Annotated in this window: 12 protein-coding genes; all 12 read left to right on the plus strand. The window is 41.3% G+C overall.

All coding sequences use genetic code 11. From position 1 onward, the window contains the following. Positions 1–82 precede the first annotated feature (82 nt). The 12 genes from ndk to JQ841_RS05085 all read left to right on the plus strand — a co-directional run bounded on the left by ndk (position 83) and on the right by JQ841_RS05085 (position 12,371). The gene (gene ndk / locus JQ841_RS05030; protein ID WP_203180309.1) at positions 83–505 is read left to right on the plus strand and encodes a nucleoside-diphosphate kinase; all 423 of its coding nucleotides are present in this window, start codon (positions 83–85) and stop codon (positions 503–505) included. A 129-nt stretch (positions 506–634) separates the two neighbouring features. Beyond that, on the plus strand, positions 635–1,267 hold the full coding sequence (locus JQ841_RS05035) for a competence protein (RefSeq protein WP_238395598.1): 633 nt from the start codon (positions 635–637) through the stop codon (positions 1,265–1,267). A 94-nt stretch (positions 1,268–1,361) separates the two neighbouring features. Then, on the plus strand, positions 1,362–1,805 hold the full coding sequence (gene tsaE, locus JQ841_RS05040; RefSeq protein WP_203180310.1) for a tRNA (adenosine(37)-N6)-threonylcarbamoyltransferase complex ATPase subunit type 1 TsaE: 444 nt from the start codon (positions 1,362–1,364) through the stop codon (positions 1,803–1,805). Further along, a complete protein-coding gene (locus JQ841_RS05045) occupies positions 1,795–2,313 on the plus strand; it encodes a GNAT family N-acetyltransferase (RefSeq protein ID WP_203180311.1) in 519 nt (172 codons plus the stop codon). Before tsaE ends, JQ841_RS05045 begins: the two co-directional genes overlap by 11 nt. 7 nt (positions 2,314–2,320) lie before the next feature. Next, positions 2,321–3,376 carry a glycopolymer--peptidoglycan transferase LytR gene (gene lytR / locus JQ841_RS05050; protein WP_020902719.1) on the plus strand — a complete coding sequence of 352 codons (1,056 nt, stop codon included), beginning with the start codon at positions 2,321–2,323 and terminating at the stop codon, positions 3,374–3,376. Between the two features lie 77 nt (positions 3,377–3,453). Beyond that, positions 3,454–4,710, plus strand: coding sequence for a competence/damage-inducible protein A (locus JQ841_RS05055; protein WP_000642690.1), 1,257 nt, complete (start codon positions 3,454–3,456; stop codon positions 4,708–4,710). A gap of 54 nt (positions 4,711–4,764) precedes the next feature. Beyond that, positions 4,765–5,931, plus strand: a complete 1,167-nt coding sequence (recA, locus tag JQ841_RS05060) for a recombinase RecA (RefSeq protein ID WP_004262099.1) — start codon at positions 4,765–4,767, stop codon at positions 5,929–5,931. Positions 5,932–6,046: 115 nt separating this feature from the next. Then, positions 6,047–7,417 (plus strand): MATE family efflux transporter, encoded by a 1,371-nt coding sequence (locus JQ841_RS05065; RefSeq protein ID WP_020902721.1) that lies wholly within the window; start codon positions 6,047–6,049, stop codon positions 7,415–7,417. 96 nt (positions 7,418–7,513) lie between these two features. Then, positions 7,514–8,230 carry a YebC/PmpR family DNA-binding transcriptional regulator gene (locus JQ841_RS05070; RefSeq protein WP_000532883.1) on the plus strand — a complete coding sequence of 239 codons (717 nt, stop codon included), beginning with the start codon at positions 7,514–7,516 and terminating at the stop codon, positions 8,228–8,230. A gap of 176 nt (positions 8,231–8,406) precedes the next feature. Next, the gene (locus JQ841_RS05075) at positions 8,407–8,877 is read left to right on the plus strand and encodes a MarR family winged helix-turn-helix transcriptional regulator (RefSeq protein WP_024057606.1); all 471 of its coding nucleotides are present in this window, start codon (positions 8,407–8,409) and stop codon (positions 8,875–8,877) included. Next, positions 8,852–10,621, plus strand: coding sequence for an ABC transporter ATP-binding protein (locus tag JQ841_RS05080; protein ID WP_203180312.1), 1,770 nt, complete (start codon positions 8,852–8,854; stop codon positions 10,619–10,621). Before JQ841_RS05075 ends, JQ841_RS05080 begins: the two co-directional genes overlap by 26 nt. Beyond that, positions 10,611–12,371, plus strand: a complete 1,761-nt coding sequence (locus tag JQ841_RS05085) for an ABC transporter ATP-binding protein (RefSeq protein WP_203180313.1) — start codon at positions 10,611–10,613, stop codon at positions 12,369–12,371. The genes JQ841_RS05080 and JQ841_RS05085 overlap by 11 nt, the downstream gene beginning before the upstream one ends. The last annotated feature ends 48 nt before the right edge of the window (positions 12,372–12,419 follow it).

The raw sequence follows: 12,419 nt of genomic DNA on the forward strand, positions 1-12,419 counted from the left end.
TCTTTCTCTTTTCTGAAAACTTTCTCCATTTTTCCATGAAATGTGGTAAAATAAAAGAAAGAAGCTGACAAAGGAGACGGGTATGGAACAAACATTTTTTATCATTAAACCAGACGGTGTAAAAAGAGGGCTAGTGGGTGAAGTGTTAAAGCGCATCGAACAACGTGGATTGACAATCGAAAAATTGGAGTTGCGTACAAAGGTTTCAGAAGAGTTAATTGACCAGCACTATCAGGACTTGGTTGGTCAAAGTTTTTACCCATCGATTCGTGAATTTATGACTTCAGGACCGGTTCTTGTGGGCATCATTTCTGGTCCCAAAGTAATCGAAACTTGGCGGACCATGATGGGGGCAACTCGTCCAGAAGAAGCTTTACCAGGAACTATTCGTGGTGATTTTGCAAAAGCTGCTAGTGAAAATCAACCTATCCAAAATGTTGTACATGGTTCAGATTCAGAAGAGTCAGCTAAGCGAGAAATTGCTCTCTGGTTTGAAGAGAAATAATAAAAGTTTGATGTAAGGGATACTTGCATCAAACTTTTTTGCATTTTAGAGTAGAAAACTGACAGTTGAGAAATATTCTAGCAATGATGAGAATCTCTAGCTTATAATAAGAGCAAGTAGGGAGGAAGAATGATGGAAAAAATGAAAAAGCAAATTCGTGTTTTGTTATTGATGACAGTTTTTGGTATTGGTAGCTGTTCTTGTTTAAGTTTATCGACTTGGGCCTTGATGTTAAATCAAAACTGTTTCTATTATTTAGTTGGCATGTTGCTCCTTGCCAGTATTGGGGCAGGGATAAACTACTATAGTGGACAGCGAAATCAATCTTATTCAGTTTTTAAGGAAGATAAGCAACAATTCTTGTATAGTCTCTTGCTCTTAGTAAATATTTTGGGTTTAGCTTTAATTGTCATAGAACATATCCTTGCAGGAAATACATCCGTAGAAGGATTTGTGGGAGCCTTTCTACCGAGTTTCTTTTTCTTATTTGGTATTGATTTGTTAGTTTTTCTGCCAATTCAGAAGTATGTAAATGGAGTGAAAAAGTTTTTAGGAAAGAAGGAAATTTGTTTTATTAGTGGACTAGCTATTCTAATCTTTCTCAGAAATCCTTGGATGCTATTATCCATGACCTTTTATATTGCCTTGGGAATGCTATTTCTAGGACTGTTGGTGCCAAAAGTCATTCGCTGGGAAGTTTCATTTTACAGTCATTTGATGAGAGATATCTTGTTAGTTGTCTTTTTACTGTTCCTATTTTAAAATCATAACAAGGACTGGCTCAAGTTTTTAATTCATAATATGGAATTCATAGATAATACCTAGACAAAGAACAAGTTTTTGGTATAATAGAAACATGTACACTAAAAACGAAGAAGAGTTACAGTCCTTAGGTGAACGTTTGGGCTATTTATTAGAAAAAAATGACGTCTTAATTCTAACTGGAGAACTTGGAGCAGGCAAAACGACTTTTACAAAAGGCCTTGCTAAAGGGTTACAGATTACTCAGATGATTAAGAGTCCAACCTATACTATTGTGAGAGAGTATGAAGGTCGTCTTCCTCTTTATCATTTAGATGTTTATCGTATTGAGGGGGACGCTGATTCTATCGATTTAGATGAGTTTCTCTTTGGTGGTGGGGTGACCGTCATCGAGTGGGGGAATCTCTTAGGTGATGCTCTACCAGATACTTATTTAGAATTAGAAATTCTAAAAGAAGAAGAAGGTCGCAGATTACATTTCCAAGCAAAGGGTTCACGTGCAGAAAAACTTTTAGAGGAGCTTCAACATGGAGTATGAATTGCTCATTAGAGAAGCAGAACCTGGTGATGCTGCTGAGTTAGTGACGTTTTTAAATCGTGTCAGTGTAGAAACAGATTTTACCAGTCTGGACAGGAATGGCATTTTGATGACAGATACTGAGATGGAGTTGTTTTTGGATAAACAGGCTCACTCTGAAAATCAAATCACTTTACTGGCCTTGCTGAATGATGAAATTGCTGGTCTTGTGAATATCACAGCTGATCAACGCAAGAGAGTTCGTCATATTGGAGATCTCTTTATTGTGATTGGTCAGAAGTATTGGAATAATGGACTGGGGAGTTTGTTACTTGAAGAAGTCGTAGAATGGGCACAGGCTAGTGGCATTCTTCGTCGACTTCAACTAACTGTCCAAACTCGCAATCAGGGTGCAGTTCATTTATATCAACAGCATGGCTTTGTAATTGAAGGTAGACAAGAGCGCGGTGCGTACATAGAAGAAGGGAAATTTATAGATGTTTACCTGATGGGTAGACTGATAGATTGATAGAAATATGGTTAAAAAAATTATTGGAATGGTGCTAGCTTTTCTAGCTGTGACAGTTTTAGGTGTGGGTGTTTTTGCTTATACTATTTATCAGCAAGGTACAGAAACCTTATCAAAAACCTATAAAAAGATTGGGGAAGAAACCAATGTTATTGAGGCTACTGAACCCTTAACGATCCTTTTAATGGGGGTTGATACTGGAAACGAAGAACGAACGGACCCTTGGGAGGGAAATAGTGATTCCATGATTCTTTTGACAGTTAATCCGCACACGAAAAAGACCATGATGTTGAGTTTGGAACGTGATATCCTGACTAAAATTCAGCATAAAGATGGTAGTATTGAAGAAGCGAAACTGAATGCCGCCTATGCGGGTGGAGGTGCAGAATTAGCTATCTCAACCATTCAGAAGATGATGAACATCCATATTGACCGCTATATTATGGTCAATATGCACGGATTACAACAATTAGTCGATGCAGTGGGTGGTATAACTGTCAATAACACGCTAGGTTTCCCGATTTCTATTAGTGACCAAGAGGAATTTAATACTATTTCTATTGGTGTTGGGCAACAAACTCTAAATGGAGATGAAGCTCTTGTTTATTCTCGCATGCGCTACCAGGATCCAGAAGGGGACTACGGACGTCAGAAGCGTCAGCGTGAAGTCATTCAAAAGGTTGTTGAAAAAGTTCTTAGTTTGAATAGTGTTAGTCACTATCAATCTATCTTAAAAGCCCTAAGTACTAATATGCAAACCAACATTGATTTATCTGCGAAAAGTATTCCAAGCTTGTTAGGTTACCAGGACTCGTTTAAAACGATTGAAACTCAACAATTACGAGGAGAAGACGCCGAATTGCAAGGGACATCTTATCAAATCGTAACTGCTAACCATTTGTTAGAGATCCAGAATCTTTTGAGAACTTCACTTGATAAACCGAAGGTGACAGAGTTAGAGACAAATGCAGTCTTATATGAAAATGTTCTCGGAAATCAAAATGGTATCGGTTTGGGAACAGGTACGATTAGTAGTACAAGAAATCAAGAAGATGTAGAATAATCTAATTTATAGTTGAAATCGTGGGAAATTTCCTGCGATTTTTTCAAAAAAATACGAATAGATAGGTAGGAGGAAACATGAAAGCAGAAATCATTGCTGTTGGAACAGAGATTTTGACAGGACAGATTGTCAATACCAATGCTCAGTTTTTGTCGGAAAAACTAGCAGAGATTGGGGTAGATGTATATTTTCAGACGGCTGTAGGAGACAATGAAGCTCGTCTCTTGTCTTTGCTCGAAATTGCCAGTCAACGTAGTAGTCTAGTGATTTTGACAGGTGGTTTAGGGCCAACTGAGGACGATTTGACCAAACAAACTCTGGCTAAATTTTTAGGGAAAGAATTAGTCTTTGATCCTCAGGCGCAGGAGAAGTTGGATGTCTTTTTTGCCCAGAGACCAGACTATGCCCGAACACCGAATAACGAAAGACAAGCTCAACTTGTAGAAGGAGCGATTCCACTGCCAAATGAAACAGGACTGGCTGTGGGAGGAATATTGGAAGTCGATGGAGTGACCTACGTTGTCCTTCCAGGTCCACCAAGTGAATTAAAACCTATGGTTTTAAACCAACTTCTACCCAAGTTGATGACAGGGAGCAAGCTGCATTCCCGAGTTCTTCGTTTCTTTGGGATTGGCGAGAGCCAGTTGGTTACGATTTTGTCTGATTTGATTGATAATCAAACCGATCCGACCTTGGCCCCTTATGCTAAGACAGGAGAAGTCACTCTGCGTCTGTCAACAAAAGCTAGCAGCCAAGAAGAGGCGAATCAAGTGCTGGATATCTTGGAAAATCAAATCTTAGGTCGCCAGACCTTTGAAGGCCTTTCTTTACGAGATCTTTGTTATGGTTATGGGGAAGAAACTAGTTTAGCTAGCATTGTGGTAGAAGAACTGAAAAGGCAAGGGAAAACCATCACGTCTGCTGAGAGTTTGACGGCTGGTCTTTTCCAAGCTAGGGTAGCGGATTTTTCGGGTGCTTCAAGTATATTTAAGGGTGGTTTTGTAACCTATAGCTTGGAGGAAAAATCAAAGATGTTGGATATTCCTGTCAAGGATTTGGAAGAACAGGGTGTGGTGTCTGAATTTACAGCACAGAAGATGGCTGAGCAGGCACGAATCAAGACCCAGTCTGATTTTGGCCTTAGTTTGACTGGTGTGGCAGGGCCAGATAGCCTAGAAGGACATCCAGCTGGGACAGTCTTCATAGGCTTGGCTCAAGAGCAAGGAACTGAGGTCATCAAGGTCAATATTGGAGGCAGAAGTCGAGCAGATGTACGTCACATTGCGGTTATGCATGCCTTTAACCTAGTTCGCAAGGCTTTATTAAGTGACTAACTTTTGATATAATAGTAGATAGGTCTGAGGACCATTAGAATGTAGGAGAATAGAATGGCGAAAAAACCAAAAAAATTAGATGAAATTTCAAAAAAATTCGGGGCAGAACGTGAAAAAGCCTTGAATGACGCTCTTAAATTGATTGAGAAAGACTTTGGTAAGGGTTCAATCATGCGTTTGGGTGAACGTGCGGAGCAAAAGGTGCAAGTGATGAGCTCAGGTTCTTTGGCTCTTGACATTGCCCTTGGTTCAGGTGGTTATCCTAAGGGACGTATCATTGAAATCTATGGGCCAGAGTCATCTGGTAAGACAACGGTTGCCCTTCATGCAGTTGCGCAAGCACAAAAAGAAGGTGGTATTGCTGCCTTTATCGATGCGGAACATGCCCTTGATCCAGCTTATGCTGCGGCCCTTGGTGTCAACATTGACGAATTGCTCTTGTCACAACCAGACTCAGGAGAGCAAGGTCTTGAGATTGCAGGAAAATTGATTGACTCAGGAGCCGTGGATCTTGTCGTAGTCGACTCAGTTGCGGCCCTTGTCCCTCGTGCGGAAATTGATGGAGATATCGGTGATAGCCACGTTGGTTTGCAGGCTCGTATGATGAGCCAGGCTATGCGTAAACTTGGTGCTTCTATCAATAAAACCAAAACAATTGCCATCTTTATCAACCAATTGCGTGAAAAAGTTGGGGTCATGTTTGGAAATCCAGAAACAACTCCTGGTGGACGTGCTCTGAAATTCTACGCATCAGTCCGTTTGGATGTTCGTGGAAGCACACAAATCAAGGGAACTGGTGACCAAAAAGATACCAATGTCGGTAAAGAAACTAAAATCAAGGTCGTGAAAAACAAGGTGGCTCCACCATTTAAGGAAGCCTTCGTTGAAATCATGTACGGAGAAGGTATTTCTAAGACTGGTGAACTCTTGAAAATCGCAAGCGATTTGGATATCATCAAAAAAGCAGGAGCTTGGTACTCTTACAAGGATGAGAAAATCGGGCAAGGTTCTGAAAATGCTAAGAAATACTTGGCAGATAACCCAGAAATCTTTGATGAAATTGACCATCAAGTCCGTGTTCAATTTGGTTTGATTGATGGAGAGGAAGCTTCTGTAGAAGGCGTTGAAACTAAAAAAGATGAAGCAGTTCAAGCAGATTCTGTGAATGAAGAAGTAACTCTTGACCTAGGCGACGAACTTGAAATCGAAATTGAAGAATAAGGTGTCAAAGTAGTGGAGAACATCCGCTGCTTTTTTGGTTTTTGATTCAAGTTTTTAGATCATCTATAGTTTGCTGTTTCTTGTCGCTCCTCTAGAAAGCTGATATAATAGCCTTATGAATAAAAAACGAACAGTGGACCTGATACATGGTCCAATTCTTCCCTCGCTCTTAAGCTTCGCCTTCCCAATCTTGCTATCAAATATTTTTCAACAGCTCTATAATACTGCTGATGTCTTGATTGTTGGACGTTTCCTTGGTCAAGAATCCTTGGCTGCGGTAGGGGCGACGACAGCGATTTTTGACCTGATTGTAGGTTTTACTCTTGGTGTTGGTAATGGCATGGGGATTGTCATTGCCCGCTATTATGGAGCTCGGAATTTCACTAAAATCAAGGAGGCAGTGGCAGCCATCTGGATTTTAGGTGCTCTTTTGAGTATTGTAGTTATGCTGCTGGGATTTGTCGGTCTGTATCCACTCTTGCAATATTTAGATACTCCTGCAGAAATCCTTCCTCAGTCTTATCAATATATTTCTATGATTGTAACCTGTGTTGGTGTCAGCTTTGCTTATAATCTTTTTGCAGGCTTGTTGCGGTCTATTGGGGACAGTCTAGCTGCGCTTGGTTTTTTGATTTTCTCTGCTCTGGTCAATGTAGTTCTGGATCTCTATTTTATTACGCAATTGCATCTTGGAGTTCAATCCGCGGGACTTGCTACCATCATTTCGCAAGGCTTATCAGCGGTTCTTTGCTTTTATTATATTCGTAAGAGTGTGCCAGAACTTTTGCCTCAACTCAAGCATTTCAAATGGGATAAGGCCTTATACGCTGACCTCTTGGAGCAAGGTTTGGCTATGGGCTTGATGAGCTCAATTGTATCTATAGGCAGTGTGATTTTACAGTCTTCTGTTAATACCTTTGGTGCAGTGATTATTAGTGCCCAGACGGCGGCTCGACGCATTATGGCTTTCGCCCTTCTTCCGATGACCGCTATTTCTGCATCAATGACGACCTTTGCTTCACAGAATTTAGGTGCTAAGCGCCCAGACCGCATTGTTCAAGGTCTTCGAATCGGCAGTCGTTTAAGTATATCCTGGGCAGTTTTTGTTTGTATCTTCCTCTTTTTTGCCAGTCCAGCCTTGGTTTCCTTCTTGGCCAGTTCGACGGATAGCTACTTGGTAGAAAATGGTAGTCTCTATCTGCAAATCAGCTCAGCCTTTTATCCCATTCTGAGTCTCTTGTTGATTTATCGCAATTGTTTGCAGGGCTTGGGGCAAAAAGTCCTTCCTCTGGTTTCTAGCTTTATCGAACTAATCGGGAAAATCGCTTTTGTGGTTTTGATTATCCCTTGGGCAGGATATAAGGGAGTTATCCTTTGCGAACCCTTAATCTGGGTTGCCATGACCATTCAACTGTATTTCTCACTGTTTCGTCACCCCTTGATAAAAGAAGGCAAGGAAATTTTAGCAACTAAAGTGCTATCCTAGTTGTATTTACTGAATAAAATCCATTTCCTCTAGTGAAAATCGAAAAAACTTGTGTTATAATAAGAAAGATTAAAATGTGAAAAAAGGAGATTCCTAATGGGACGTAAATGGGCCAATATCGTAGCCAAGAAAACGGCTAAAGATGGAGCTAACTCTAAAGTATATGCAAAATTTGGTGTAGAAATCTATGTAGCAGCTAAAAAAGGTGATCCAGATCCAGAATCAAACTCAGCTTTGAAATTCGTTATCGACCGTGCTAAACAAGCTCAAGTGCCAAAACACGTTATCGATAAAGCTTTGGACAAGGCTAAAGGAAACACAGACGAAACCTTTACAGAAGGACGTTACGAAGGTTTTGGACCAAATGGTTCTATGTTGATCGTGGATACTTTGACTTCAAACGTTAACCGTACAGCGGCTAATGTCCGTGCTGCCTTTGGTAAAAACGGTGGAAACATGGGCGCTTCAGGTTCGGTTTCATACCTCTTTGACAACAAGGGAGTTATCGTATTTGCAGGTGAAGATGCCGATGCAGTCTTTGAGCAATTGCTTGAAGCAGATGTGGATGTGGATGATGTAGAAGCAGAAGAAGGTACAATCACAGTTTACACAGCTCCAACTGACCTTCATAAGGCTATCGTTGCCCTCCGTGAGTCAGGTGTCGAAGAATTCCAAGTTACTGAATTAGAAATGATTCCTCAGTCAGAAGTGGAATTGTCAGGGGATGACCTTGAAACCTTTGAAAAACTTTACAGCGTTCTTGAAGACGACGAAGACGTACAAAAGATCTACACAAACGTAGATGGATTCTAATTTAACCTATAGAACATGATCCTAAGTGAAAAAATCACTTGGGATTTTTTGAATCAAGAAAATAGTTCTCTAGGAAACTTTTTATTGACATCTCTTTTCAAAGTGGTAAAATAGTTCTCATGAAAACTTATTTAGTTCCTAGGAGAACTAAATGCAATGGTTAGAAAGGAGTTAGTATGGATAAACCGATGTTAGTCTTTAAGCGTTTTGGTCATCAGATTCACCTCATGGTGCAAAAGGAAGCCAAACGTTGTGGTATTGAATTTATGGGTGGGCCTCAAGGTCAGGTTGTGCGTTTTTTGGATAATCGTGAGAAAAACCAAGACTTGGTCTTGATTAAAGATATCGAGCAGGAACTCAATATTACCAAGTCTGTTGCTAGTAATTTGGTCAAGCGTATGGTACAAAATGGTTTGGTGGAATTGGAGGCGAGTCCTAGCGATAAGCGGGCTAAGTTTGTTCGTCTGACAGACAAATCGCGTTCTCAAATGAAGCAGGTTAAGGCTTTTTTTGAACGCATAGACAAGCAGTTGATGGAAGGCATTGATGAAGATGAATTACTGATTTTTGAGAAAGTTCTCGGTCAACTACAGGAAAATATCAAGGGAATAGGAGAAGAGAATGAAGAAATTAGCCAAAAGAATTAGTAGAAAAGAATGGGGGATGATTTTACTAGCCATTCTCTTTACATGCTTTTCGGTCTATCTGGAGTTGGAAGTGCCGACCTATATCTCGAAAATTACGGATTTGCTAGGTAGTCAAGGAACTAATTTAGATGAGTTGTGGCAGCCGGCAAGCATGATGGTGGGAATGTCCTTTCTAGCCTTCTTATCCGCAGTTGCAGTTGGATTTTTTGCATCCCGAGTGGCAGCTTCTTATACTAGTAGGCTGAGAAGTGATATTTTTAACCGAGTTTTGGATTACTCGCAGACAGAGATTAAGAAATTCTCTATTCCCAGTCTCTTGACGCGTACTACCAATGATATTACTCAAGTTCAAATGTTGATTACCATGGGCTTGCAAGTGGTAACGCGTGGTCCGATTATGGCTATCTGGGCTATCGGGAAGATTTTAGACCATTCAGAATACTGGCTCTGGGCCGTTCTTGTAGCAGTGATTGTCAATGTTTTGATGACGACAGTCTTGATGACGCTAGCCTTTCCAAAACAGTCCTTGATTCAGGGGCTGACTGATAAACTGAACAGTATCACTCGTGAGAGTTTAACAGGTATTCGTGTCGTTCGCGCCTACAATGCTGAAGAATACCAAAATGAAAAATTTGCAGCAGCAAATGATGAATTGACACGCTTGAATTTGTTTGTCAACCGTCTTATGGCTATTTTGAACCCTATCATGATGGGAATTTCAAGTGGTTTGAGTGTGGCGATTTACTGGATTGGGGCCTATGTGATTAACGACGCTGCTCCGATAGCACGTCTGCCTCTCTTTAGTGATATGATTGTTTTCATGTCTTATGCCATGCAGGTTGTCATGGGCTTCCTTCTCATGGGAGCACTCTTCATCGTTCTTCCCCGAACTATGGTCTCTGCTAAGCGGATTAATCAAGTTTTAGATTTGCATTCTTCTATCCAAAACCCTGCTCAAGTGCAGCTGGCTGATGAAAACCTCAAAGGTCAGGTCGAATTTAAGGATGTGACCTTCCGATATGCGGCAAATTCGGAGGCGGTTATTGAGAATGTTAGCTTTAAAGCAGAAACTGGTCAAACAGTGGCCTTCATTGGGTCAACGGGTTCAGGTAAATCAACTCTGGTCAATCTGATTCCACGTTTCTATGACGTATCAGCAGGAGAAATTCTGGTGGACGGTGTCAATGTTCAAGACTATGCTCTAGAAGATTTGCGCAACAAGGTTGGCTATATTCCACAAAAAGCTGTTCTCTTTTCAGGTGATGTCAAAGACAATCTAGACTTTGGACAAAGTCAAGAAACACCACTTAGTGAGCAGGCTATGTGGCAGGCTTTGGAGTTGGCCCAGTCTAAGAACTTTATCGAAGACAAGGAAGCGGGCTTAGAGTCAGAAGTGGCCCAAGGAGGAACTAACTTCTCAGGTGGTCAAAGACAGCGTCTAGCAATTGCGCGTGCCTTGGCTCGGAAGCCAGAAATCCTCATCTTTGATGACTCCTTCTCAGCCTTGGACTACAAGACAGATCGAGTTCTTCGCCAAGAGTTAGCAGAGAAAACAAAATCTATGACCAAACTCATCGTCGCACAGCGTATTTCAACAATTATGGATGCAGATTTGATTTTGGTCTTGGATCAAGGAAAAGTCGTGGGACAAGGCACCCACAAGGAACTTCTAGCTAATAACGAAGTTTACCAAGAAATTGCCTATTCACAACTATCGAAGGAGGAATTGGAACATGGAAAATAAGAAAATGTCTCTCTGGAAACAGAGTAAACCCTATCTTGCAGGCCTCCAGTTTGCCCTTCTAATCGCCTTTCTAGCAACAATCCTATCCAATATCATTACTGTTTATGGGCCAACCCGTATTAAGGAAATGACTAATATCATTGCCAGTGGTCTGGAAACAAGTGTGGATGTCGCGGCGGTTGCAGCTATTGGTGGTTTTTTGGCCGTCATCTATGTGATTGGACTTTTATCAAATTATTTGCAAGCTTTTCTGTTTACAACAGCTATTCAACGTTTTTCAGAGCGTTTGAGAAGAGCTATTGCAGAGAAAATTAATCGCCTTCCATTGGGATATTTTGATGGACACTCTCAGGGGGATACTTTGTCTCGTGTAACCAATGACGTTGACACTGCAGCCCAGTCCCTTAATCAAAGTCTGGGGACAGTTCTTTCATCCACTTTATTGGTCGTGGCAGTCTTGGTGACCATGTTTGGAATGAACTGGATTTTAGCCTTGGTGACGGTTGTTTCAACTCTTATCGGTTTTGCTTTCGTGTCTGTCTTTATGGGCAAATCTCAGGGCTTCTTTAAGAGTCAGCAACAAGATTTGGCAGCTGTCAATGGCTATGTGGAGGAAATGTACTCTGGCCATAATGTTGTGACCAGTTACAATGCTATCGAGAGCACGAAAGAAGAGTTTGCGAAATTAAACAATCGTCTGTATGATAGTATCTGGAAATCTCAATTTATTTCAGGGATTATGATGCCGATTATGATGTTTATTGGGAACTTTAGCTATGCCTTGGTGATTATCGTTGGTGCAGCCTTGGCCTTAAATGGGCACATCAGTATCGGGATTATCGTTGCCTTTATGGCCTACGTTCGTATCTTTTCTCAGCCTCTTTCACAAATTGCCCAGGGAATTACTAGTCTTCAGCAGGCTAGTGCAGCCATGGGACGTGTCTTCGAATTCCTGGCTGAAGAGGAGATGGAAGATGAATCCCATAAAGAAAGACAATTGAGCGACATGAAAGGTCAAGTAGTCTTTGATCGAGTCTCCTTTGGTTATACACCAGAGCGAACTATTATCCATGACTTTTCTGCGACGGCTCATGCAGGTCAAAAGGTTGCCATCGTCGGACCGACCGGAGCTGGGAAGACAACCATTGTCAATCTTTTGATGAAGTTTTATGAGATTGATAAGGGAAGTATCCGTATCGATGGTGTGGATACCAAAGAGATGAAGCGTTCGGAAGTACACGATGCCTTTTCAATGGTCTTGCAGGATACTTGGCTCTTTGAAGGAACCATTCGCGACAATCTTATCTATAACCAAAAGGGGATTAGTGATGAGCGCGTGATTGAAGCAAGCAAAGCTGTAGGGATTCACCACTTTATTATGACCCTACCAGATGGTTACGATACCATCTTGGACGACACAGTGACCTTGTCTGTCGGACAAAAACAACTCTTGACAATTGCTCGTGCTTTGTTAAAAGATGCGCCACTCCTAATCCTAGATGAGGCGACTTCTTCTGTTGATACTCGGACAGAGGAATTGATTCAGAAGGCCATGGACCGTTTGATGGAAGGAAGAACTTCCTTTGTCATCGCCCACCGCTTGTCAACCATCCGTAATGCTGATCTGATTCTGGTTATGAAAGATGGCAATATCATCGAGCAAGGCAATCATGATGAGCTGATGGCGCAAGCTGGTTTCTACGCTGACCTCTACAACAGTCAGTTTACAGAAGACGAAGCAGAAGAATAAACCCAAAGAAGGCTTGACGACCTTCTTTTTCTGCACTATACTAGAAGA

The sequence above is a fragment of the Streptococcus mitis genome (assembly GCF_905187535.1).
GTDB lineage: Bacteria > Bacillota > Bacilli > Lactobacillales > Streptococcaceae > Streptococcus > Streptococcus mitis_BS.

What these genes read in the sequence shown, in the direction of transcription:
- ndk (WP_203180309.1), top strand. Translation starts at nt 83, where the DNA reads ATGGAACAAACATTTTTTATCATTAAACCAGACGGTGTAAAAAGAGGG.
- JQ841_RS05035 (WP_238395598.1), top strand. Translation starts at nt 635, where the DNA reads ATGATGGAAAAAATGAAAAAGCAAATTCGTGTTTTGTTATTGATGACA.
- tsaE (WP_203180310.1), top strand. Translation starts at nt 1,362, where the DNA reads ATGTACACTAAAAACGAAGAAGAGTTACAGTCCTTAGGTGAACGTTTG.
- JQ841_RS05045 (WP_203180311.1), top strand. Translation starts at nt 1,795, where the DNA reads ATGGAGTATGAATTGCTCATTAGAGAAGCAGAACCTGGTGATGCTGCT.
- lytR (WP_020902719.1), top strand. Translation starts at nt 2,321, where the DNA reads ATGGTTAAAAAAATTATTGGAATGGTGCTAGCTTTTCTAGCTGTGACA.
- JQ841_RS05055 (WP_000642690.1), top strand. Translation starts at nt 3,454, where the DNA reads ATGAAAGCAGAAATCATTGCTGTTGGAACAGAGATTTTGACAGGACAG.
- recA (WP_004262099.1), top strand. Translation starts at nt 4,765, where the DNA reads ATGGCGAAAAAACCAAAAAAATTAGATGAAATTTCAAAAAAATTCGGG.
- JQ841_RS05065 (WP_020902721.1), top strand. Translation starts at nt 6,047, where the DNA reads ATGAATAAAAAACGAACAGTGGACCTGATACATGGTCCAATTCTTCCC.
- JQ841_RS05070 (WP_000532883.1), top strand. Translation starts at nt 7,514, where the DNA reads ATGGGACGTAAATGGGCCAATATCGTAGCCAAGAAAACGGCTAAAGAT.
- JQ841_RS05075 (WP_024057606.1), top strand. Translation starts at nt 8,407, where the DNA reads ATGGATAAACCGATGTTAGTCTTTAAGCGTTTTGGTCATCAGATTCAC.
- JQ841_RS05080 (WP_203180312.1), top strand. Translation starts at nt 8,852, where the DNA reads ATGAAGAAATTAGCCAAAAGAATTAGTAGAAAAGAATGGGGGATGATT.
- JQ841_RS05085 (WP_203180313.1), top strand. Translation starts at nt 10,611, where the DNA reads ATGGAAAATAAGAAAATGTCTCTCTGGAAACAGAGTAAACCCTATCTT.